Genomic DNA, 22,375 nt, shown 5'->3' with positions numbered 1-22,375 from the left:
GAGTCTGGGACACAGGTCCCGGCGTGGAGAGAGCGGAGGCAGGCCGTGGCCTGGAGCACCCGTGAGCTAGCCGACCTGGCGGGCACGACCGTCAACACCGTGCGGCACTACCACCGGCGTGGTCTGCTCGAAGAACCAGACCGCCGGACGAACGGATACAAGCAGTACGGCGTCCCCCACCTGATCCGCCTGCTGCAGATCAGGCGCCTGCGCGACATCGGTGTCCCGATCGCACAGATCGAGCGCCTGGACTCCGGCGTCGGGACCTCCCCGGAGGTCCTGGCAGCCATCGACGCGAGCCTCGCCGAGACGATCGAACGCAGCAGCCGGGCACGCGCCGAGATCGCCGACATGATGGAGCACGGTTCGATCACCGAGGTGGCACCGGGGTTCGCCAGGGTGGCACCGCGACTGTCCCCGTCCGAGCGATCCCTGACGCTCATCTACTCCCAGCTGTACCAGCCCGACGTGATGGAGGACGTCCGCGAGATGCTCGATGCCGACGTCGACGCCGCGACGGTCGAGTTCGAGACACTGCCCCCGGACGCCGACGAGGCGACCCGGGATCGTCTCGCGGCGCAGTTCGCACGGACCATCGCCCAGGCCCTGACGACCTACTCGTGGATCCGTACACCGCAGGAGCACCTGCGACAGACGCCGATGTCGACCGCCGTCACCATGGTCGAAGCGATGCAGGAGATCTACAACAGCGCACAGCTGGACGTCCTGACACGAGCCGCAGAACTCGCCCGGGTGCAAGCCGGCGAGGCACCAGGGGTGACGTCAACGCGCAGCCCTCATGGCACCTGAGAGCGGGAATCGACCCGTTGACTTGAATGTTCAACTCAGCGACCGGGGCCTCCGGGACACGAAGGAAAGGATCGCCATGACCGCGCCGATGATCGGCAAGACCTACACGTTCGACATGGGGTGGCTGAAGGTGCGGTTCACCTTCGACTCCGAGTCGAAGGGCAGCTTCGTCGTCGAGGAGGGAGGCGGACTGACTCCCAACGGACATGCCGAGACCGTCGCTCTCGACCTGAAGGAGATCCGCGACGGCGTCTTCATGAACTCCTGGACAGAAGCCAGTGGCGCGACGGTGACCCACGTGGAGGACTTCACGAACTCGACCCTGTACTCGAACGTCACGGTCGACGGCACCCTGTACAACTTCGTCGGGACCATCACGGAGGTGGCCAGCGCCATACCCGACACGACGGTCACCGAGGACGACCAGGCGAAGCGCAACACCCAGATCGTGCTCACCGCGATGCGCGAGCTCTTCGCCGAGAAGGACCTGACCGCTCTGGAGCGCTACTGGGCCGAGCCGTACGTGCAGCACAGCCCGCAGCTGCCCGACGGCCTGGACACGCTGCGCTCCGCCGTGCCCGGCCTGCAAGGATTCTCCTGGGAGCCGCAGCGCATCGCCGCCCAAGGCGACCTCGTGTTCACCCACAGCATCGTGCACGGCTGGGCGGCGGGTCCTGTGGTGATCGTCGACATCTACCGGTTGGAGAACGGACGCATCGTCGAGCACTGGGACGTCGTCCAGGACCTCACCCCGCCCGCGTCGACGGCCAGCGGCAACCCCATGGTGTGACCACGAGCATTCCCGGGAGGAGCGAGGCAACGGCCGTGCTCCTCCCGCCTCGACGAGAGGACGAGACCGTGACGCCGGAATCGAGCACGCCGCCGACGAGCGCGCCGCCGTCAAGCACGGAGCGCGCCGCCCACGCGCAGACGGGTCCCGACGACAGCCCCGGCCGGGTCGCCGCCTGGGAGGACCTGATCCTGGCGATGCACCTGCTCGAGACCGCTCTGGAACGGCAGGCGCAGCGCGACGGCGGTGTGTCGCACGGCCACTTCAAGCTGCTCGTGCTCTTGAACGCCGCCGAGGACCGGACCCTGGGACTCAAGAGCCTCGCCGACAGCCTTCGCTTCTCGCTCAGCCGTATCAGCCACGCCCTGACGGCCCTCGAACGTCAGGGGCTCGTGACGCGCCGTCTCGTACCGGGTGGACGGCGCTCGTCCGAGGCGACACTCACCGACGACGGTCGGCGGCTGGTGGCCCGCGTGCTGCTCGCCCAGCGGCGCGAGATCCGCGACCCGCTGTTCGACGACCTCGGCGACCTCGCCACCCTCGCACTCGGCGACATCAGCACGCGCCTGATCAGGTCTCTCGACGAGGGCCGTGCCACCGGAACCAGGAGTGACACCGCCAGACCGAAGCAGGACCCGGCCCAGCCTTGACCCTGCCCCAGAGCACAGGTTCGACTACGGCGATGGTGACCGGCCTCCCCGACGGTCCGCCAACGAGATCCGACCCGCGACAACCTGAGAAGGAACAGCGTGGTATCTCGGTCGAGATCGACGCCCTCACCGGACACAGCGAACTCAGCGACCTGGCCGCCGCCTACCTCGTGGTCGTGGTCGTCGTCCTGGTCAGGCACCCACCGCTGAGCACGCACACCCCGTCACCACCGCGCTCGCGACGGCGACCGACCGACGGCACGCGCCACGGCGGGTCAGGGCGGGGCAGAACTGATGGATCGTCCTGCCAGGCCCTACGCTGGCGCCCATGACTGAGAGCTCGGGCGCCGGCGTCGAGGCCTTGCTCGGTGAGGACACCGTCTCGCTCGCCGCCAGCACGTTCGTGACGGTGTTCACCGGCGTCGGGCTGGGGCACGAACAAACCCGGCACGAGGTGGACAAGGATCTCCGCCGCCGGTTCGGGAAGCCTCGCAGCAGCGACGACCACTATGCCTACGAGGCAGTCGTCCTTCAGCTCGTCCTGGTGTGGGAGCAGGCGCGGATCGCCGCCCGGGCACACTCGGGTGCTCTCGTCCTGCTGCCCGACGGAGCCCGGCTGCTCGCCACCTCGAATGCGGCCGACACGCTGCGCGCCCTGCTTTCGCGGTGAAGACCTGGCCGGCACATCCCCACCATTGGGCTGACATGTCGTCTCACACCCTAGCCATCACGGCAGAAGTCCGTGCAGCAGTCCTGGCCTCAAGTGGCCGCCGTTGTCCACCACAGTCACAACGCCCTGAAGCAGCCATGCAGCAGACGCCACTCCCGCCGTGGTAGTCGACCTACAACGGGCAGAGCAGTACGTTTCCCCCATGAGCAGTGACAGCGACGCGCCTCGGACCGAGGGCGGCGAGAAGACTGAGCGGATGGACCGCCTACGGGCTCTGCTGACCAAGCCCATCAAGATCCCGGAGTCGGCCTCGACCGGCACCGAGGACGCCGACTACGCCGCAGCCGTGGCAGCCGCCGCGACACCTCAGGGGGCCAGGACTCCGATGACATCCGAGGGAAAGACGCCCAAGGGCGCCAAGGCTCCCGTCGAGACGCCGCCGGCGGTCAAGGCGGCCGCCGAGGCGCTGGACCGCCTGACCGAGGAGGAGAAGGAGGCCGTGGTCGAGGGCTCCGGACCGGGCAAGAGCCGGTCGCGGCGCACCTGGGCCGACGCCTACCTGGCCAAGCCGGACAAGCCCCTGACCCCGGAAGAGGTCCGCGCCGAGCTGACCGTCGCGCTCAAGGAGCAGGGCGCGGACCTGCGGGAGCTGGTCGCGAAGCGGGGCGACACGCAGGAGAAGGCGCTGAAGGAGGCCCTGGAGACGGGTCTCGAACAGGGTCTCGAGGCGGCGCGGGAGAAGACCGTGACCGAGCTGGCCACCCGGTTCGACGGCCGGCTCGACGAGCAGGCGGCGTCGGCCGAGCAGGCCGCGGCCGAGGCCCGCGCGGAGGCGGAGCGCCTCCAGGGCAGGCTCGACGAGCTCACCACGACCGCCGGCACGCTGCGCACCGACCTCGACTCGGCGCGCACCGCCGCCGACGCCGCGCGCGAGACCGCGGAGGCCGCCACCCGGAAGGCGGCCACGGCGACGACGTTCGCCTGGGTCGGCATCGCGCTGGCGGTCATGGCCGCCGTGGTCGGGGTCGTGGTGTAGCGGGCGCGGCCGGCGGGCTAGCGCGGGTCGTCGAGGCGGGGGTCGTCGAGATCGGTGCCGGCGCGCAGCACGAAGCGCCGGTGCCGCCGCCCGCCCTGGCGCTGCCCGGCCTGATGGTGGCCGCCGTAGTACGTCGGGGCCTCGCGTACCGGTGCGTAGGTGACCCGAGGGCCGGTGAACAGCCCGTCCAGCAGGGCCGCGAACGCCACGTCGACCGGGGACGGCGCGGTGAGCGCGCCGTCCCCGTCAAGCACACCGGGCCCGTCGAGCGCCTGACCTTCCATAGGTTCGTACATGTGTTCGAGTATATCCGCCGCCTGGACTGGAGTCCACCGAATGCGTTGGCCCGTGCCACGCCGCCGCCGTTACGGTCGGCGGATGATCCTCAGCCACGACACCACGGGTTCCGGCCCTGCCGTCCTGCTCCTGCACGCCGGCGTCGCCGACTCCCGGATGTGGGATCCCCAGCGGGCCCCCCTGGCCCAGCACCACCGCGTCATCCGCTGCGACCTGCGCGGCTACGGCGACACCCCGCTGACCAGCGCGCGGTTCGACAACGCGGGCGACGTCAAGGCGCTGCTCGACTCGCTGGGCGAACGGCCCGTGGCGATCGTCGCGGCGTCCGCGGGCGGCAAGGTCGCCCTCCAGGTGGCGTCCGAGTGGCCGGACCTCGTGTCGCACCTCGTGCTCGTCAACTCCGCGTTCGCGCTGCCGCCCACGCGTTCGGTGCAGCGCTTCGCACGCCGCGAGGACGCGCTGCTGGAGGCAGGTGACGTCGACGGCGCCACCGAGCTCAACGTCGCCACCTGGCTCGGGCCGGACGCGGACGACGACGCCCGCGAGCTGGTGCGCACCATGCAGCGCCGGGCCTTCGAGGTCCAGCTCGCCGCCGGCGACGACATCAACCAGGAGGCCGGGCCCGCGATCGACCTGGCGGCGATCACCGCCCGCACCCTCGTCGTCTCCGGCGGTCAGGACCTCGACCACTTCCGGGCCATCGCGAACCACCTGGCCGGGCACATCCCCGGCGCCCGGCACACCCAGCTCGGCTGGGCGGGCCACCTGCCGAACCTGGAGCGCCCCGCCGAGACGACGGCGCTGATCACCGAGTTCCTGGACGACCCCCGCGGCTGAGCTCCCGGGCCGCGCTCAGGTAGCCGCGCGTCACGCGGTCCTGCACCCGGCGGGCCGCCGGCGGCACGATCCGGCTGCCCCAGAAGTCGTGCCGGGCCACGGCGTGGATCTCGAAGGCGAGACCCGCGCCGTCGCGCAGCACGCGGAAGGACTCCACCCCCGTCTCCGGGTGGTGTGGCAGCGTCGCGTAGGTGAACCCGGCCTCGTCGGGGCCGCGGACGACGTCGACCACCCGGCACGGGGCGGTGAACCACAGCGGCCCGACGTGCACGGCCTGCACCACGGTCACGCCGAGGGCGGCCGGGCCGGTCGGGGCGATCGTCAGCCCGGCGCCGCGGTGCACGGCCCAGCCGAACAGCGCGTCGGCCGTGTCCGCCAGGGACGCCCCCGGGTCCAGCGCCACCCGCTCGCGCAGCACCCGGCTGCGCGGCGGCGGGGCCGCCAGCCAGCCGACGTCGGCCACCGGCTCGGCCGTGACGGAACGCTCCAGGACGCGGGCGAGGTCGGGCCGGGTCAGCTGCACCCCAGCACCGTACCCGCAGGCGGAGCCGGATCTCACCCGATCACCCGCCATCCGGACACAGGTCACGGACCGGCCTCCGTGTATCTTCCTCACCCATGGCGAGCGACCACGACCCCAGCGCCCTCGACGCCCCGATCCCGGCCGGCGGTGTGCCCCGCCACGCCTCCGCGAAGGAGCGCCGCGGTCTGAAGCCCTTCCTGTCCGACCTCAAGGCCGAGGTGCAGAACCAGCTCTCCCGCGCCGAGATCCCGGGCCGGGTGCCGCAGGCCGCCCAGGCCACGGCCGCGGATCTCACGGCGCGACAGGCCGCGGCCGCGCCGGCCGCACGCGAGGCGGCGACAACACCGGGCACCGCCTACGAGCCCTCTCCGCAGCAGCCCGACAACGCGACGGCGCTCGCCTCCGCCGCGCTGGCGACGGCCGACCACGCGGGTGCCGAGGCGGCCGCGGCCCGCGGCGAGGCCGCCGACGCACGGGCCGACGCGGCGGCGGCGCGTTCCGAGGCGGCGGCCGCGCAGGCCACGGCGGCCCGGGCCGACGCGCAGCTCGCGGCGCTTCGCGCGGAGATCGAGGCCGCCCACCGGGAGTTCGAGTCGCTGCGGACCCAGCTCGACGACGCCGGGGCGCGCACCCGGCGGCAGGTGCTCGTCGCCTGGGCCGGCGCGGGCGTGGCGGCGGTGCTCGCCGTGGTCGCGCTGGTGGTCGGGCTCTGACGACGGCGGGTCCTGACGACGGCGGGTGCTGACCCCCAGGGTTCTGACACAGCCCCGCCACGGCTCGGCGACCCCGGACCGATGAGCTGGCAACCGCCCGGTCGTCACAACCTCATGACAGAGACCCTTGTCGACGTACCGGGCGCATCGCTGTGCGCCGAGACCTTCGGCGATCCTGCCGACCCGACCATCCTCCTGATCGGCGGCATCGGGGGCCCCATGGACTGGTGGCACGAGGACTTCTGCCAGGCCCTGGCCGACGGCGGCCCCCCGGGCAGCACGACCGAGAGCCAGCCCGGCAGCACGACCGACGGCCCGACCGGCCGGTACGTCATCCGCTACGACCACCGCGACACCGGACGTTCCCGGACCGACCCGCCCGGGGCGCCGTCGTACACCGGGGACGACCTGGCGCTGGATCCGGTGCGGCTGCTCGACGCGCTCGGGATCGGCCGCGCGCACCTGGCCGGGGTGTCGATGGGCGGCGGCATCGCGCAGCAGACGGCGATCGAGCACCCGCACCGGGTCGCGTCGCTCACGCTGATGTCGACGAGCCCGGTCGTCCGCGACCCCGGCGGGCCGGACCTGCCCGGCCCCACGCCGGAGGCGGCCGCCCAGTTCCACTCCCCGCCGCCGGACCCCGACTGGAGCGACCCGGACGACGTCGTCCGCTCGATCGTCGCGGCGGAGCGGGCGTTCGCCGGGCCGGGTTACGACGAGACGGACACGCTGGCCACCGCGCGCAGCATCGTGCGCCGGTCGATCGACCCGGCGGCCGCGGCCAACCACTTCCTGGTCGGGAGCAGCCCCTTGCACGGCACGCTCGCCGACGTCTCCGTGCCCACCCTGGTGCTGCACGGCGACGCCGACCCGCTGTTCCCGCCCGAGCACGGCGCGGCGCTGGCCGCCGCGATCGACGGCGCGCGGCTCGTGCTGCTGCCCGGCGTGGGGCACCAGTACCCGCCGCGGACCGCCTGGGCCGTGGTCGTGCCGGAGATGCTCGCGATCAGCGCTCCGGCCTGACCGGCCTGGCTGGCCTGGCCGGCCTGGGCACCTCGAACCGCACCGGCAGCTCCCGCGGCGCGGACGAGAAGAGCGTCCCGGCCGAGCGCAGCGCCTCCGGCGGCACGGTCAGCGCGACCCCGCCGAGGCGGCGCAGCGCGGCCTCGACCGTGATCTGGGCGATCAGCGTCGCGGGGCGGCGCGCCGGGCACGCGTGCGGGCCGGCGCCCCACGTGAGGTAGGAGAGGTTGCCCGACTCGAGCCAGATGTCGTCGCCGGTCCCCCGGGACTCGGCGCTCGCGCCCAGGATGCCGGGCACCACGGCGTCGCCGGCCGCGATCGCGCGGTCGCCGAGCGTCGTGTCGGCCAGGGCGAAGCGCGGCGCCGCGTTCGGGGCCGGCGGCGTGGAGCCGAGCACGGCCTCCAGCGTGTCCGGCGCGGAGAGCCGGCCGCCCGAGCGCCCGTCGAACCGCGGGTCGGTGAGCCGCAGGCGCAGCGCCTGCGTGATCCACCCGACCTCGAACTCGCTGCCCAGGATGAGCGTGGCGGACACCGCGCTCTGTGCGTCCAGGTCGGTGGGCGCGCTCGGGTGCCGCAGGATCGCCGAGGTCAGGTCGTCCGACGGCGCCGCGCGGCGGTCGGCGATCAGGTCCGAGATCAGCGCGCGCTGCGCGTTGAGCGACTCGACACCGGCCGCCCCCTTGGCCTGGAAGACCTTGCGCGCGTGCCCGAGCATCGCGCGGGCCTGCTCCGGGTCGAGGCCGAACATCGTGGACATGACCAGCAGCGGGACGGCGCGCGCGTAGTCGGCGACGAGGTCGGCCTCGCCCGCGGCCAGCACGCGGTCCAGCGCGAGGCCGCACCAGTACTCGACGGTCGCCGCGAGGCGGTGCTCGTCCACGCTCTCGAACGCGTCGTCGACCAGCCGGCGCAGATGCCGGTGCCGCGCGCCGTCCACGTAGTAGATGCCGTCCCGCGGGGCCAGGATCCCGCCGACGCCGCTGCCCGGGCCGACGGTGCCGTCCGCGAACAGGCCCCAGTTGCGCGCGTCGCGCGAGTACAGGCCCTCGTTGCGCAGCACCGTGACCAGCTCCCGGTGCCCCAGCACGAGCCAGGCCGGCACGCCCGGCTCCAGGAGCACGGGGGCCACGTTCCCCCAGCGGGCACGCAGCGCCTCGTACACCGCGGCAGGGTCGGGGCCGCTCGTGGTCTCGCTGAGCGGCGTGAGGCCGGCCAGGCCGGCCAGGTCGGTCAGGCGCTCCGACTGGGTGGACGTCGTGACTGTCATGGCTCCCCAGGTTCTGTGCGCGACAGAGGCGCGCGCCACGTCTTTTAGCCGGAATGTACCTCATGTCCGATGCGCGGTAATACATCGGCCCTGGTCGCAACCGTTATCCTCGGGCCATGCAGCGGACCATCGCCGTCGTCGGCGGCGGGGCCGCCGGCGTCATCCTCTCGGCCCACCTCGTGCGTGCGGCCGCGTCGCACGGACCGGACCGGCAGGTCCGGGTCCTCCTGGTCGACCCCGCGGAGACACCCGGCCGCGGCCTCCCCTACCGGACCACCGACCCCCGGCACACCCTCAACGCCGTGGTCGCGCGGCTCAGCGCCTACGACGACGATCCGGAGCACCTGCTGCGCTGGTGCGCCTCCGCCGGCGTCGCCGCCGAGCCAGGCACATTCCTGCAGCGCGCCGACTTCGGCCGCTACCTCACCGAGCTGCTCGGGTCGGTGCCCGTGCCCGACGGGTCCGCGGTCGAGCACGTGCGGGGCACGGTCGTGGACGTCGTGGACGGTCCCGAGCCGGGCGTCACGCTCACCCTCGCCGACGGCGGCACCCTGCGCGCCGACGCCGCCGTCCTCGCCCTCGGCACCCCGCCGCCGGCGCGGCTGCCCGAGTACGAGCCGTGGGGCGAGCGGTACGTCGCGGACCCCTGGTCGCCGGACCTCGACGACCAGGCCGCGGGCGCGCGCCGGGTACTGGTGGTGGGCACGGGCCTGACCACGCTCGACGTCGTCGCGCACCTGCACCCGCTGCTGCCGGGCGCGACGTTCACCGCCGTCTCCCGGGGCGGTGCCCTGCCCGCGGCGCACGCCGCCGACCCGCTGCCGCCGGCCGTGGAGGTCGACCTTGCGGGCGAGCCCGGCGCCACGCCCAGCGCCACGTACGGCAGCAGGCCTGGCGGCAGGCCGGGCGACGAACTCGGCAGCACGCTCACGGGCACCCTCACGCCGACCGGCACGCTCGACGCGGCCCTCGACACGGTGCGGCGGCACGTGGCCGCGGAGCGCGCGGCCGGCCGCGACTGGCGCGCGGTGATCGACGCCGTCCGCCCGCAGGTCAACCCCGTCTGGTCCCGGCTGACGGCCGACGAGCAGGCGGCGTTCCAGCGCGAGCACGCGCGCTCGTGGGAGAACGTGCGGCACCGCATGTCGCACGCGATGCGCATCCACGTGGACGAGCTGCTCGCCGACGGCGTGCTCACCGTCTCCACGGTCGAGGCGGTGCTGGGCGGGCCGGGCTCGGGCGGGGCCGGCCCGGACACGTCCGCGTTCGACCTCGTGGTCGGCGCCACGGGGCTCCCGGCCCTGACCTCGCCCGGCTGGAACCCCCTGGTGGACGCGCTGGTCGCGCGCGGCGTGATGCGCCCCCACCGGCTCGGCACGGGCCTCGACCTGACGCCGGGCGCCGCGCTGGTCGACGTCGCCGGCGTCGGCCACCCGCGGCTGCGCGCCATGGGCCTGGCCCGCCGCGGGCTGGAGTGGGAGTGCACGTCGGTGCCGGACCTGCGCCGGCAGGCCGCCCGTCTGGCGCAGGACCTGCTGGCGGACGACCTGCTGGGCTAGCACTGGTCATCGAACTGCCATGTCACGGTTGCCCTACGGCAACGCGTGGGGTGAAGTCTTCCCTCGAACACCCACCTGTCACACCGACCGGGACGAGGGACACAGATGCCTGGACCTGCACGAACACTCACACTGGCCGCCGGCGCGACGGCGGCCGTGGTCGCCCTGGGGATCGCGGCGGCGGGCTCCGCCGCCGCGGGGCCGACGGCCGCGAGCAACGCCGAGGTCTCAGCCGTGAGCAACGCCGACCTGGCTCAGCGCTGGGCGCCGATCCACTACCAGGACGTCGACCAGACCGGGACCAACGCCCTGGGCGGCCGATCGGACTACCTCGCGGCGTACGACTTCGACGGCGACCTGAACGCGCGCAACAACTGGGAGAACACGGGCAGCTACCCGCTGGCGGCCACCGCCTACTACTCGGTCATGGAGACGTCGACCCACTGGTTCGTCACCTACATGTTCTTCCACCCGCGGGACTGGTCGGACTCGATCTTCGACACGGAGCACGAGAACGACGCCGAGGGCGTGATGGTCGCCGTGCAGAAGGACGGCTCGACCTACGGCGTGCTGCGCGGCGCCGTCACCGTGGCGCACACCGACTTCTACTCGTACACCCCGCAGGGCAGCACCTGGGGCGCGGGCGCCGAGACGATCGACGGCACGCTGCAGCTCGCGACCAGCCCGCACGACGGCCTGGCCCACCCGGTCACGGCCCAGGAGGCCAAGGGCCACGGCCTCAAGGCGCGCCCCGGGTACGACATCAAGGGCGACGGCGTCATCTACTACCCGGCCGGCCGCGCCGAGGTGCCCGAGCACCCGGACGACCGGGACGTGTCCTACCGCCTCGTGGACGTCCACGCACCCGGCGGCCTGTGGGCGCAGCGGAACAACACCCAGCTCTTCGCGAGCGCGGGCACCTTCGCGGGCGACGCGTCGGGCAGCTGCGGCGACGGCGGCATCTCCTGCACCCAGAACTCCGCGAACGCCCCGTGGGGCTGGGACGACGGCAACGACGTCCCGGGCCGCGGCGCCCTGGCGACGGACCCGGCGGGCCTGTCGGCGAACTACTTCCGCATCCCTGAACCACTGAACCGCACGTACGTCACGAACCCTTTCTGACCTGAACCCGCTCCCCCTGGCGTTGACCACAGCAGTTCCTGCCGGGAGATCGCCTCTCGTGGCAGGAACTGCTGTGGTCAACACCGGGGGCGGACGGCGGCGCACTCAGGTTCAAGTCGAGGTTGAAGGTTCGCGCTGTCTCAACCTCGGGTTGAGGGTGAGGTCACCGGCAGACGGCGGGTCAGGCCGCGACGTCGTCCCCCACGGGGAGCGACTCGCCGTCGCCGAAGCGGAACAACGGGTCCGCCGTGTCGAACGGGACGTCCGAGCGGGACTCCTCGACCGCCGCGGTCGACCGGGGCAGGTCGAACGGCAGCCGGCCCTCGGGTGGGACCGCCCCGGTGAGCGCGTCGAGCAGCGCGGGGGTGCCCACGCCGAACGTGACGACGAGCGTGGTCGTGCCCGGCAGCGCCACCAGCGGCGTCAGGACCGCCGGGCGGTCCAGGTGCACGTCCACCACGGTCGGCACGGCCGCGGCGACCTCGGCGACGTGGGCCACGACGTCGTCGGCGAGCTCGAGCGACCCCGCGTGGAAGAAGCTCTCGAAGCCCGGGCCTCGCACCTCGAACGGCGGGTCGAGGCGCAGCAGCGCCACGTCGGCCTCGGCGGGCGAGGCCACGCGCCGGAACCCGGCCACCTCGCCGTCGGGCACACCCTCGGCATACAGGCGCAGGCCGGGCGCGAGCGGCAGGCGTGCCGCGCCGCCCGCTCCCCCGCCGACGCCGCCGGCACCGCCGCCCGCGTTCTGCAGCACCGTCACCGACCGGGACTGCGCCCGCCGCCCGGCGGCGACCAGGTCCGCACTCCCGACGACGACGGCGGCGGCGTCCTCGTCGACGTACCGGCGCTCGTCGAACAGACCGAGCTCGAACTTCTCGGCCAGCAGGCGCCGCACCGACGCGTCGATCCGCTCCTCGGCGACCCGTCCCGACTCCACGAGCTCCACGACGTGCTCCGGGCACGCCTCGCCGCCGAGCTGGTCGGCACCGGCGTCGAGGATCTTCGCCACGCGGTCCAGCAGGCTCAGGTGCTCCACGCCCCAGGCGCGGGCGGGGAACGGGAGGCCGAACATCCGGGCGTCGGTCACCAGGCCCCAGTCGGTGCAGATGATGCCGTCGAACCCGAGGTGCTCGCGCAACAGCCGCGTCAGCACGCCGCGGTTGAAGCCGAACCCGACCTGCTCCACGTCCTCCGGACCGGAGCCGAGGTCGGCGCGCAGCCCCACGGGCATGCCGTAGTACGGCATCATCTGCCGCGTGCCGGCGGCGAGCAGCGCCTTGAACGGCTCCAGGTGCAGGTCGAACCGCCCGCCCGGGTAGACCTGCTCGCGGCCGTAGGCGAAGTGCGGGTCCTCGCCGTCGAGCTGCGGGCCGCCGCCCGGGAAGTGCTTGGTCATCGTGGACACGCTGTCCCGGCCGAACGCGCCGTCCAGCCCGGCGGCCCGGGCGACGTCACCGCCGGCCTGGAGGCCGCGCACGTAGGCGGCGCCCAGCCGTCCGGTGAGGTCGGCGTCCTCGCCGAAGGTGCCCCCGCCGCGCGCCCAGCGGGGCTCGGTCACGAGGTCCACCTGCGGGTGCAGCGCCGTGCGGATGCCGACGGCGAGGTACTCCCGGCGCGCGGCGTCGCCGTGCTCCTCGACCAGCCGCTCGTCGCGGGTCGCGGCCAGGCCCAGCGTCTCGGGCCACTGCGAGAACGGCCCCGACAGCAGGGCCGCGCCCGGGTTGTCCGTGAAGCCGTGCCGCGGGTCGGAGGCGATGGTCACCGGGATGCCCAGCCGGGTGCCGGCGGCCAGGCGCTGGAGCCGGTTGTGCCAGGCGGCGAACTCGCGGGCCGTGGGCGGCGCGGCGAGCACGTTGAGGTGCGTCAGGTGCCGGTCCAGCACCAGGTCGGAGGTGCCGGGCATGCCGTGGTCGGACGGCTCGTCGGCGAGCGTCCCGCCGGGACCCACCTCGACCATGGTCTGGAACATCTGCCCGGCCTTCTCGGCCAGGATCATCCGACCCAGCAGGTCGGCGACGCGCTCGGCGACGGGCAGCGCGGGGTCGCGGTACGGCACCGCCGGGTGCGGTGCCCCGCGGGCCGCGTCGCGGGTCGCGTCGGTGGCCGTCATCGCGCACCCCGGATGAACATGGTGCTCACGGCGCCGACGACGGCCACCAGCGCGCCCACCAGGAACAGCGAGGTGTAGTTGCCGCCCGCCCCGGAGGCCGGGCCGATCGCCAGGAGTGCGGGCGCGAGGGCCGGCGCGAGCGACTGCGGCAGGGCGTTGGCGATGTTGAACACGCCCATGTTCTTCGCGGCCTCGGTCTCGCGGTTGGGCAGCACGTCGGTCACGAGTGCCAGGTCGACGGCGAAGTACGCACCCAGGCCCGCGCCGAACAGCGCGGCACCGAGGTACAGGTGACCGGGCGCGCCGGCGAACGCGAAGACGAGCAGGCCCGCGCCCGCGAGCACGGTGGAGACGACGACGAACACCTTGCGGCGGCCGGTGCGGTCCGACAGCGCACCGCCCGCGGCGCCCGCCAGCAGCAGCACGGCCGCCTGGAGCACCATCAGGCGCAGCTGCCAGCCCAGCGCCGTCGGCTCGTCCATGCCGAACCGGTCCTGCAGGAAGTACACCTGGTAGCTGTTGTAGAGCGCGAAGCCGAACAGCAGCAGGAAGCGCCCGGCGAAGGCCCAGCCGAAGTCGGGGTGCTTGCGCGGCGAGACCCAGAAGCCCCCGAGGAAGCGGCCCAGGTGGAACGGCTCGACGTCGGCCGGGTCCAGGCGGCGGTCCCGCAGGACGGCGACCAGCGCGAGCACGCCGACGATCGCCAGCGCCGTGGGCAGCAGGAACAGCCAGGCCGAGCCCGCGCCGGCCGCCGTCAGCCAGGCCGCGATACCGATCCCGGCCAGCGGCGCGAGGTTCTGCGCGATGCCGAGCCAGCCGGAGACGCGGGCCCGCAGGCGCTCGGAGACCTGGTCCGGCAGCAGGGCCTGCAGGGCGGCCTGCGTGCCGTTGAACGCCGTCTGCGCGATCGCCCAGCCGATGGCGACCACCGCGATGTTCGGCGCGACCGCGATGATCGCGATGCCGACGGAGCCGAGCAGCACGCCCCACAGCAGCCAGGGGCGGCGCATGCCGAGGCGGGAGGTGGTGCGGTCGGACAGGGCGCCCGCGAGCGGGTTCGCCACGAACGCGAAGAACGCGCCCACACCGGTCACCAGGGCCAGGTCGGCCGCGCGCGACTCCGGGGTGGACAGGGCGCTGACCCGCAGCGCCAGGGTGCTGATGACCGGGGTCAGGAGCGCCACGTACAGCGCGAAGAACGCGGCCACGTAGGCGAGGACGAGGCCGGTGCCGCCTTCCCGGCGCCGCGCCGGTTCCTGGTCCGAGGGCTGGGCCGAGCGTGGTGCCGCGGCCGCCGGGTCCTGCGGCGCGGGAGGCGAGTCGAGGGTTGCCATGGTCTCTCCTGAGTGGGGCAGCACTGCCCCGGCTGGTCGGGCCCTGGCGGACCGTTGTCGACGTCGGCCTACCAGGTGGTAGTTTTTGAATTTCTACCACTCGGTAGGTTTGCTACGCAACAGACCAGGCTAAGGAGCGCACCCATGACCATCGAGGAGACCACCGAGGCCCCGGCAGCGGCAGTTCCGGGCACCACGGGCCCGGGTTCGGGACGCGCGTTCGACGTCGAACGCGTGCTCGCCGCCCTCACGCTCGAGGAGAAGGCGTCGCTGCTGTCGGGCCTGGACTTCTGGACCACGCAGCCGGTCGACCGCCCGGAGGTCGCCGTACCCGGCGTCATGGTCACCGACGGCCCGCACGGGCTGCGCAAGCAGGCCGAGTCCCCCGACCACCTGGGGCTCGGCACCTCCGTGCCCGCCACCTGCTTCCCGCCCGCGGCCACGCTCGGCTCCACCTGGGACCCCGAGCTGCTGCGCCGCGTGGGCGAGGCGCTGGGCCGCGAGACCCGCGCCAACGACGTCGCCGTGCTGCTGGGCCCCGGCATCAACATCAAGCGCTCGCCGCTGAACGGCCGCAACTTCGAGTATCTCTCCGAGGACCCGGTGATCTCGGGCGAGCTCGGCGCCGCGCTCGTGGACGGCATCCAGTCCCAGGGCGTCGGCACGTCCCTGAAGCACTTCGCGGCCAACAACCAGGAGGCCGACCGCATGCGCGTCTCGGCCGACGTCGATGAGCGCACCCTGCGCGAGATCTACCTGCCCGGGTTCGAGCGCGTGGTCAAGCGGGCACAGCCGTGGACCGTGATGTGCTCGTACAACAAGATCAACGACGTCTACGCGTCGCAGAACCACTGGCTGCTCACCGAGGTGCTGCGCGACGAGTGGGGCTTCGAGGGGCTCGTCGTGTCCGACTGGGGCGCGGTGCGCGACCGGGTCGCCGCCGTCGCGGCCGGGCTCGACCTGGAGATGCCCGCCTCGGGCGGCCGGACCGACGCCGAGGTGGTCGCCGCGGTGCGCGCCGGCACGCTCGACGAGGCCGTGGTCGACGTCGCGGCCCGCCGCGTGCTGCGGCTGGTGACGCGCTCGCTTCCGGCGCTCGACGCCGCGGCTGCCTCCGGCGAGGTCTTCGACGTCGATGCCCACCACGCCCTGGCCCGCGAGGCCGCGGCCGCGGGCACGGTGCTGCTGAAGAACGACGCCGTCCCCGCCGGCGGTTCGGGTGACGGCCCGGCCGGGGTGCCGCTGCTGCCCTTCGCCGGGGTCGACGGCGTCGCCGTGATCGGCGAGCTGGCCCGCACGCCGCGCTACCAGGGCGCCGGATCCTCGCAGGTCAACCCCACGCGGCTCGACGACGCGCTGTCCGCGCTGCGCTCCGCCACGGGCGCCGAGGTGCCGTTCGCCGCGGGCTACACGGTCGACGGCGCCGACGCCGGCTCGGGCACGGACGCGGCGGCCCTGCTGGCCGAGGCCGTCGAGGTGGCCCGCGCCGCCGGTACGGTGCTGGTGTTCCTGGGGCTGCCCGCCTCCTACGAGTCGGAGGGCTTCGACCGCGCCCACATGGACCTGCCCGCGGAGCAGGTCGCGGTGCTGGAGGCCGTGGCCGCGATCAACCCGCGGGTCGTGGTGGTGCTGGCGAACGGCTCGGCCGTCTCGGTCGCGTCGTGGCGGCACCTCGCCCCGGCCGTGGTCGAGGGCTGGCTGGGCGGCCAGGCCGGTGGCTCCGCCGTCGTCGACGTGCTGCTCGGGGCGGTGAACCCGGCCGGGCGCCTGGCCGAGACCATCCCCCTGCGCCTGGCGGACAACCCGTCCTACGGCAACTTCCCCGGCGAGCTGGGACACGTCCGCTACGGCGAGGGCCTGCTGGTGGGATACCGCTGGTACGACGCGCGGCAGGCGGACGTCGCCTACCCGTTCGGCCACGGCCTGTCGTACACCACCTTCGCCTACGACGGCGTCGCCGCCGAGGTGCTGCGCCCCGACGCGACGGCGGCGGACGACGACGCCGCGGTGCGCGTGCGGGTGACCGTCACCAACACGGGCGACCGGACCGGCGCCGAGGTCGTGCAGGTGTACGTGGGCGACCCCGCGGCCCAGGTGCAGCGCCCGGAGCGCGAGCTCAAGGCGTTCGCGAAGGTCGGCCTGGCGCCGGGCGAGTCGCGCGAGCTCACCCTCGATCTCACGGGCCGCGACCTGGCCTACTGGCACCCCGTGCTGCGCCGCTGGGTGGTCGAGGGCGGCGAGTTCGTCGTCTCCGTGGGCGCGTCGTCGCGCGACCTGCGCGGCTCGGCCACCGTCGTCGTCGACGGCGAGGACGTGCGCCTGCCGCTGGAGCCGCTGTCCACGGTGGCCGAGGCGATGGCGCACCCCGTCGTCGGGCCGCACATCCAGGCCCTGGTGCACGGCGGAGCCGTCGCCGAGGACATGCTCGGGATGATCGGCGACATGCCGCTGACCGTCGTGGCCGACTTCGGCATGGGCGGGTTCGACCGGGACGGCCTGACGGCGCTGCTCGCGGAGGCCAACGGCTAGCGCAGGATGAGATCCAGGTAGCCGCGCAGGTCGGCGGCCATGTCCACGCGCTGCGCCCCCGGCCGTTCGAGGGACAGCAGCCACTGGATCTGCAGGCCGTCCATGAGCGCCACCACGGTGCGCGCCGCCTGGTCCGGGTCCACGCCGGGAGCGAGGCCGCCGCGTGCGGCCCGCTCCCGCAGGAGCTGGGACTGCTCGCCCAGCACGCGGGCGTACCTGCGCTGGAAGTAGTCGTGCGCGGGATGGTCGGGCGACGTCGCCTCGGTGGACAGGCCGGCGAACAACTCGACGAGCGGCCGGCGCAGGCGGTTGCGCTCCACGACGTTCAGCAGGGCCTCGAAGTAGTCGGAGCCGCGCTCGACGTCCTCCTGGAAGGACTGCTCGTCCACCGCGTCGCGGTACTCCAGCACGGCCTCCAGCAGGGCGGCCTTGTTGGGGAAGTGGTGCAGCAGGCCCGGGTGGGAGATGCCCACCCGGGCCGCGATGTCCCGCAGGGAGGCGCCGTGGAAGCCGACGTCGGCGAACACGAGGATCGCCGTGCGGATGATCTCCTGCTGCGTCGCGCGACCCTTGGCGTAGCCGCCGCGCTGACCCGTCGTCGCCGCGGTGCCGGCGGCGCGGGTGCGGGCGGTTCCGGTGCCGGCGGTGGCTTTCGTCCTGGTGGACGGGCCGGTCTGAGCGCTGACGGACATGCGCCCAACGTACCCCGGCCGGGGCGGCGCGACGGTCTGGGGCCGCTACGCCCCGCTCGTTGTCGCCTGAGCCTGCGGTTCCGCCTCGGGCTCAGGCGAGGCGGGCGCTGGCCACGATCTCGCGGTCCACGTCCAGGCGGACGTCGGCCAGGCGGACGCCGTCCGGCAGCTTCTCGGCGAGGTCGATGTCCCGGCTGGTGGCGGCCTCGACCTTGCCGCGGATCGTCCCGAGCAGCGCAGCGACCAGCGGGTTGCCGCTGCCGAGCTGCACGTCGCGCACGGCGAGCACCATGTTCTCGTCGATGCTGACCGACGCCGTGGCCTGCACCCGCGCCGAGAGGAACACGCCCTTCTTGATCGCGGCGTCGACCCGGAGCGTCGCCGCCCGCGGACCCCGCGAGACCACGTCGAGGTCCAGCCCGGTCAGCGTGATGCCCTGCTGCAGCAGGACGACCGTGAGCACCCCGCGCGCCGTCGTGACCAGGCCCGCCTTGTCGACGGCGACCCGGGCGTGGCCGGAGACCGGGTGGTCGGCGCTGGGCTCGACGGGCTGGATGCCGACACGGCCGTCGGCCCCCTCGACCCAGTCGAACCGCAGGTTCGTCAGCTCCGCGGTGATGTCCACGGGCAGGTCCACCACGACGAGCTGGTGCGCGTCGACGCGCAGATGGCGCAGTGTCCCGGGCTCGTGGCCGACCACCTCGGGGTGCCAGCGCCTCGCGGCGGACGCGGGCTGGGCGGGGTGGCCGGGCAGGCCGTTGTGGACGGGCTGGGCCGGGGCCTCCGGCAGGCGCACGACGACGCCCGACAGGTCGATGACGGCGGACGCGATGTCCGCGCCGTCGAGCTCCGCGGTGATCGGCGCGCGGTCCAGCCCCAGGGCCTGGCCGCCGATCTCGTCCGCGAGCGTCGCGCGGATCCGGGCCTCCAGGTCGGCGCCGAGGGCGGGCCGGGGTGCGGTGCCGAGGGGGATCGGGTCGGGCGCGGGGCGGCCGGCGGGCTGGTCGGGTGCGGGGCGCTGGGCGGCGTCGGTCATGGACGCGAGACTAGCCGCGATCGCGCGGGCGGGGTCGGTGACCTGCGGTGCGGGTCGGACCCCGCCGTCGTCGGACGAAGGCGGGCCAGCCGGGCGCCGTCAGACGCGGCCCTGGTTGAGGCGCCGCTGCAGGGCCATGACGGCGCGGGACTCGCGGGAGATGACGCCGTCGACCGGGGTGCCGAGGTAGCGCTGGAGTGCGCGGATGGTCTGCGGGCCGATCTTCCCGTCACGCTGGTCCGCGGGCATGCCGATCTTGCGCTGCAGGGCGGCGATCACACGGGAGCCCTGGGCGTCGGTGACCCAGCGCCAGCCGGTGGTCAGGCCGGGGTTGACGTCGCGCCAGGCGATGCTCTGGGACGAGACGACGCCGTCGACCGTGGTGCCGAGCTCCTGCTGAAGGCGGCGGGTGGTGGACGAGCCCCAGAAGCCGTCGACGGTCAGGCCGCCGGGCTCCCCCGGGCTGGGCGGGGTGGAACCCTCGCCGGCGCGGATGTCGTCGAGGCGCGCGTACAGGTTCCGCCCGGGGCAGGCGGTCTGCGAGACGTCGCGGTGGCCGCCGAGCGGCGCGCCCTGGGTCCACCAGCGGCCCTTGCCGGCGCCGTAGATGGCCGCGGCGGTGGAGATCTGGGCGGCGGTGGGGTTGTTGGTCTCGTAGTTGCCGGCGAAGCAGATGGAGCGGGAGGTGCTGTTGCGCCCGCCGGTGTGGGTGCCGCGCCGGTTCCAGCTCACGCCCTGGTAGGCCCGGCCGGAGGGGAAGACGACCACGTTGTAGGAGATGCCGGTGCCGAACCGGGTCTGGCCCACGCTCTCCAGCGCCCGCATCTGCTCGGCCTCGGCGGCCACGCTCGCGTCCGGGGAGAGCTGCGCCGTGACCGAGTGGTGCACCCACACCTCGACGGCGGGGCCGGTCAGCGTCAGGTCGCCGTCGGGGTAGCGGGCGCCCCAGGAGGCCCGGGTCGCGATGTTCACCGTGGCGGTGGGCTCGACGTACGGCTCGGGCGGTGCGGGGGCGGTCGTGGGTTCGGGGGTCCCGGGCGCCTCAGGGGTCTCGGGTGCCTCGGTGGGTTCCGGGGCCGCCCAGGGCTCGGTCACCTCGCCCTGCGGCTGGTCGTCGGGCCCGAGCACCTCCAGCACGACGCCGCCCTCACCCTTGATCTCGTACGTCTCAGCCACGGTTCCCCCTCGCGCCATGTTCCGTATATGTCGGTCATGTCTACCACCGTGCGCGAGGCGGGGCGACCCCTTAGCGTGCGGGTATGACCACCGCCTGGTCCCTCACGATCGACTGCGCCGACGTCAGCGCGGTCGCCCCGTTCTGGATGCTCGCGCTCGGCTACGCCGAGCGGCCGCCGCCCGCGGGCTGGGGCTCGTGGGAGGACTGGCTGGCCGCCCAGGGCGTGCCCGAGGAGGAATGGCACGACGTCGCCTACCTCGCCGACCCCGAGGGCCGGCTGCCGTCCGTGGCGTTCCTCAGGGTGCCCGAGCCCAAGACGGTCAAGAACCGCGTGCACGTGGACCTGCAGGTCTCGGGCGGACGGGACGCCCCGCCCCCCGTACGCGAGGAGCGCATCCGCGCCAAGGTCGCCGAGCTGGTCGCGGCAGGCGGCACGATCGCGTGGGAGGTCCCCGGGCCGGCGGGCCTGGACCACGTCACGGTGCGCGACCCGGAGGGCAACGAGCTCTGCGTGGTGTGACGGGGCCGGCGCGACCGGGCGGGACCGCGTCGTGTGGGCCGCGCCCAGCCGGTCCCGGGCGTGCCGCGCTTGTACTGTGGCGAGCGTGATCAGCATCGACGCCGAGTCCTCCGTCCCGCCGTACGAGCAGGTGCGCACCACGCTCGCCCAGCAGATGGCGGACCGGACCCTGCCCGTCGGCGCCCGGCTCCCGACCGTACGGGCCCTGGCCGCCGACCTGGGGATCGCCGTCAACACCGTGGCCCGCGCGTACCGCGAGCTGGAGGCGGCCGGGCTGGTCGAGACCCGCGGCCGGGCCGGGACGTTCGTCAGCGCGGCCGGGAACCAGCGCCTCGCCCTGGCCCAGGACGCCGCCGCGCAGTACGCGGAGACGGCCCGCGCGCTCGGGATCAGCCGGGCCGAGGCCCTGGAGATCGTCTCGGCGGCGCTGCGCTAGCCGGCAGTCTGCCCGACAAGGTCGGGCTGCCGACCGTGCCCTGGGTGTCGAGTTCCGCCGGGCTCGTTCGTCGTGGTGGTGAGGTGCCGGCCGATGAACTTCGGCAGAGCCGGTCGTCAGTACCTCGGGACGCCTGCGAACGGCGTACCGACCGGACCGTCGCACGAGGAGAGCACATGACCACGTCACAGGAGCACCACCCCGCACCGGACGGCACCGCACACGACGCCGCGAGCGCCCGGCCCGACTCCCCCGGCGTGCCGCCCGTCGTCGACCGGGCCGCCTGGCAGGCCGAGCGCGACGAGCTGCTCGTGCGGGAGAAGGCGCACACGCACGAGGGCGATGCGATCGCGGCGGCCCGGCGCCGGCTGCCGATGACGGAGGTCGACGCCGGCGCCGTCGTCGTCGGACGGGACGGGCCCACGACGCTGCTGGACCTGTTCGCGGGCCGCGAGGAGCTGATCGTCTACAAGCACATGTGGCACCCGGGCGAGCCGTTCGAGAACCAGTGCGAGGGCTGCACCCTGACCTACTGGGCGGTGCAGGACCCGGCCTACCTGACCGCGCGCGGCGTCTCGTTCGCGGTGTTCGCGGAGGCGCCCTACGCGGAGCTCGCGCCGTTCGTCGAGTTCATGGGGTACCCGGAGCACTGGTACTCCGTGCTGGACTACTCCGAGCAGGACGGCGCGGACGAGATCGTGGGCGGCGGCGAGTTCGGCACCTGGGTGTGCTTCCTGCGACAGGGTGACCGCGTCTATCTGACCAACTCCGTCACGGGGCGCGGCGCGGAGGCCACGATGCCCGCGCTCGCGCTGCTCGACATGACTGCGCGCGGCCGGATCGAGTCGTGGCAGGACTCCCCCGAGGGCTGGCCGGAGGGCAAGGGCCCGGGCTGGTTCTGGCGCACCCACGAGGACGGCGTCGGGAACAGCTGGACGGGCGGGCGGCCCGCCATCCAGTGGACCCGCCCGGGCGCGACACCGGTGACCACGGCCGAGCACCACCACCACTGACCGCCGCCCCTGCCGCCCGCTGGCCGCCGTCGGCCGAAGGTGCGGGTGCGGAGGTGCGGCTGCGGAGGTGCGGGTGCGGAGGTGCGCTTCTACCCAGTCATCGGGCCCGGAACGAGCTGTGTTCCGGGCCCGATGGCGAGGCATCGGCCCAGGCGCCGTGCACCAGCACGATCGTGGGCTGCGGCCCGGGGCGGGTGGCCGGGGCACCCGTCGCTGCCGGGGCGGAGACGG

At 74.0% G+C, this 22,375-nt stretch carries 22 protein-coding genes; 14 read left to right on the top strand and 8 right to left on the bottom strand.

Going from position 1 to position 22,375, the window contains the following annotated elements:
- Window positions 1–45 precede the first annotated feature (45 nt).
- The 5 genes from AB0I29_RS21945 to AB0I29_RS21925 all read left to right on the top strand — a co-directional run bounded on the left by AB0I29_RS21945 (window position 46) and on the right by AB0I29_RS21925 (window position 3,956).
- A complete protein-coding gene (locus AB0I29_RS21945) occupies window positions 46–810 on the top strand; it encodes a MerR family transcriptional regulator (RefSeq protein WP_357485776.1) in 765 nt (254 codons plus the stop codon).
- 76 nt (window positions 811–886) lie between these two features.
- A complete protein-coding gene (locus tag AB0I29_RS21940; protein ID WP_285106047.1) occupies window positions 887–1,600 on the top strand; it encodes a nuclear transport factor 2 family protein in 714 nt (237 codons plus the stop codon).
- 68 nt (window positions 1,601–1,668) lie between these two features.
- On the top strand, window positions 1,669–2,250 hold the full coding sequence (locus tag AB0I29_RS21935) for a hypothetical protein (protein WP_357485773.1): 582 nt from the start codon (window positions 1,669–1,671) through the stop codon (window positions 2,248–2,250).
- Between the two features lie 328 nt (window positions 2,251–2,578).
- Window positions 2,579–2,920: a hypothetical protein gene (locus tag AB0I29_RS21930; protein ID WP_285106049.1), complete on the top strand. Its 342-nt coding sequence runs from the start codon at window positions 2,579–2,581 to the stop codon at window positions 2,918–2,920.
- A 202-nt stretch (window positions 2,921–3,122) separates the two neighbouring features.
- Window positions 3,123–3,956, top strand: a complete 834-nt coding sequence (locus tag AB0I29_RS21925) for a hypothetical protein (RefSeq protein ID WP_357485770.1) — start codon at window positions 3,123–3,125, stop codon at window positions 3,954–3,956.
- A 17-nt stretch (window positions 3,957–3,973) separates the two neighbouring features.
- On the opposite strand, the gene AB0I29_RS21920 is transcribed toward AB0I29_RS21925, so the two are convergent.
- Window positions 3,974–4,252: a hypothetical protein gene (locus tag AB0I29_RS21920; RefSeq protein WP_357485768.1), complete on the bottom strand. Its 279-nt coding sequence runs from the start codon at window positions 4,250–4,252 to the stop codon at window positions 3,974–3,976.
- 82 nt (window positions 4,253–4,334) lie between these two features.
- On the opposite strand from AB0I29_RS21920, the gene AB0I29_RS21915 reads away from it, so the two are divergent.
- Complete coding sequence (locus AB0I29_RS21915; protein ID WP_357485765.1) at window positions 4,335–5,090, top strand: alpha/beta fold hydrolase; 756 nt, start codon at window positions 4,335–4,337, stop codon at window positions 5,088–5,090.
- Here the strand turns inward: AB0I29_RS21915 and AB0I29_RS21910 are convergent.
- Complete coding sequence (locus AB0I29_RS21910) at window positions 5,059–5,613, bottom strand: DUF1990 domain-containing protein (protein ID WP_357485763.1); 555 nt, start codon at window positions 5,611–5,613, stop codon at window positions 5,059–5,061. The genes AB0I29_RS21915 and AB0I29_RS21910 overlap by 32 nt on opposite strands.
- A gap of 95 nt (window positions 5,614–5,708) precedes the next feature.
- Between AB0I29_RS21910 and AB0I29_RS21905 the strand changes: the two genes are divergently transcribed.
- Together AB0I29_RS21905 and AB0I29_RS21900 are read left to right on the top strand one after the other, a co-directional pair.
- Complete coding sequence (locus tag AB0I29_RS21905) at window positions 5,709–6,326, top strand: hypothetical protein (RefSeq protein ID WP_357485760.1); 618 nt, start codon at window positions 5,709–5,711, stop codon at window positions 6,324–6,326.
- Between the two features lie 114 nt (window positions 6,327–6,440).
- Complete coding sequence (locus tag AB0I29_RS21900) at window positions 6,441–7,349, top strand: alpha/beta hydrolase (protein ID WP_357485758.1); 909 nt, start codon at window positions 6,441–6,443, stop codon at window positions 7,347–7,349.
- Here the strand turns inward: AB0I29_RS21900 and AB0I29_RS21895 are convergent.
- Window positions 7,333–8,616 carry a cytochrome P450 gene (locus AB0I29_RS21895; RefSeq protein ID WP_357485755.1) on the bottom strand — a complete coding sequence of 428 codons (1,284 nt, stop codon included), beginning with the start codon at window positions 8,614–8,616 and terminating at the stop codon, window positions 7,333–7,335. The genes AB0I29_RS21900 and AB0I29_RS21895 overlap by 17 nt on opposite strands.
- A gap of 116 nt (window positions 8,617–8,732) precedes the next feature.
- Here AB0I29_RS21895 and AB0I29_RS21890 point away from each other — a divergent pair, with 116 nt between their 5' ends.
- Window positions 8,733–10,175, top strand: coding sequence for an FAD/NAD(P)-binding protein (locus AB0I29_RS21890; RefSeq protein WP_357485753.1), 1,443 nt, complete (start codon window positions 8,733–8,735; stop codon window positions 10,173–10,175).
- 105 nt (window positions 10,176–10,280) lie between these two features.
- Entirely contained in the window at window positions 10,281–11,297 is a 1,017-nt protein-coding gene (locus AB0I29_RS21885; protein WP_357485751.1) for a hypothetical protein, read from the top strand.
- 181 nt (window positions 11,298–11,478) lie between these two features.
- Here AB0I29_RS21885 and AB0I29_RS21880 read toward each other — a convergent pair whose 3' ends face one another.
- Window positions 11,479–13,407 (bottom strand): glycoside hydrolase family 3 N-terminal domain-containing protein, encoded by a 1,929-nt coding sequence (locus AB0I29_RS21880; protein WP_357485748.1) that lies wholly within the window; start codon window positions 13,405–13,407, stop codon window positions 11,479–11,481.
- On the bottom strand, window positions 13,404–14,741 hold the full coding sequence (locus tag AB0I29_RS21875) for an MFS transporter (RefSeq protein WP_285106068.1): 1,338 nt from the start codon (window positions 14,739–14,741) through the stop codon (window positions 13,404–13,406). The genes AB0I29_RS21880 and AB0I29_RS21875 overlap by 4 nt, the downstream gene beginning before the upstream one ends.
- Window positions 14,742–14,885: 144 nt before the next feature.
- Between AB0I29_RS21875 and AB0I29_RS21870 the strand changes: the two genes are divergently transcribed.
- Window positions 14,886–17,270, top strand: a complete 2,385-nt coding sequence (locus AB0I29_RS21870; protein WP_357485744.1) for a glycoside hydrolase family 3 C-terminal domain-containing protein — start codon at window positions 14,886–14,888, stop codon at window positions 17,268–17,270.
- Here AB0I29_RS21870 and AB0I29_RS21865 read toward each other — a convergent pair.
- From AB0I29_RS21865 to AB0I29_RS21855, 3 genes are all read right to left on the bottom strand, one after another.
- Window positions 17,267–17,962 carry a TetR/AcrR family transcriptional regulator gene (locus AB0I29_RS21865; RefSeq protein WP_357485742.1) on the bottom strand — a complete coding sequence of 232 codons (696 nt, stop codon included), beginning with the start codon at window positions 17,960–17,962 and terminating at the stop codon, window positions 17,267–17,269. The two genes, AB0I29_RS21870 and AB0I29_RS21865, sit on opposite strands and share 4 nt — an antisense overlap.
- Before the next feature lie 91 nt (window positions 17,963–18,053).
- Entirely contained in the window at window positions 18,054–18,998 is a 945-nt protein-coding gene (locus AB0I29_RS21860; protein ID WP_357485739.1) for a hypothetical protein, read from the bottom strand.
- Between the two features lie 99 nt (window positions 18,999–19,097).
- Window positions 19,098–20,174, bottom strand: coding sequence for an N-acetylmuramoyl-L-alanine amidase (locus tag AB0I29_RS21855; protein ID WP_285106073.1), 1,077 nt, complete (start codon window positions 20,172–20,174; stop codon window positions 19,098–19,100).
- An 83-nt stretch (window positions 20,175–20,257) separates the two neighbouring features.
- Between AB0I29_RS21855 and AB0I29_RS21850 the strand changes: the two genes are divergently transcribed.
- From AB0I29_RS21850 to AB0I29_RS21840, 3 genes are all read left to right on the top strand, one after another.
- Window positions 20,258–20,695, top strand: a complete 438-nt coding sequence (locus AB0I29_RS21850) for a VOC family protein (protein WP_357485736.1) — start codon at window positions 20,258–20,260, stop codon at window positions 20,693–20,695.
- Between the two features lie 76 nt (window positions 20,696–20,771).
- Window positions 20,772–21,131: a GntR family transcriptional regulator gene (locus AB0I29_RS21845; RefSeq protein WP_285106076.1), complete on the top strand. Its 360-nt coding sequence runs from the start codon at window positions 20,772–20,774 to the stop codon at window positions 21,129–21,131.
- A gap of 176 nt (window positions 21,132–21,307) precedes the next feature.
- Window positions 21,308–22,144 (top strand): DUF899 family protein, encoded by an 837-nt coding sequence (locus AB0I29_RS21840; protein WP_357485732.1) that lies wholly within the window; start codon window positions 21,308–21,310, stop codon window positions 22,142–22,144.
- Window positions 22,145–22,375: the final 231 nt, after the last annotated feature.

The organism is Promicromonospora sp. NPDC050262 (assembly GCF_040655935.1).
Classification (GTDB): domain Bacteria; phylum Actinomycetota; class Actinomycetes; order Actinomycetales; family Cellulomonadaceae; genus Promicromonospora.
This window is presented reverse-complemented; position numbering and strand designations above follow the sequence as displayed.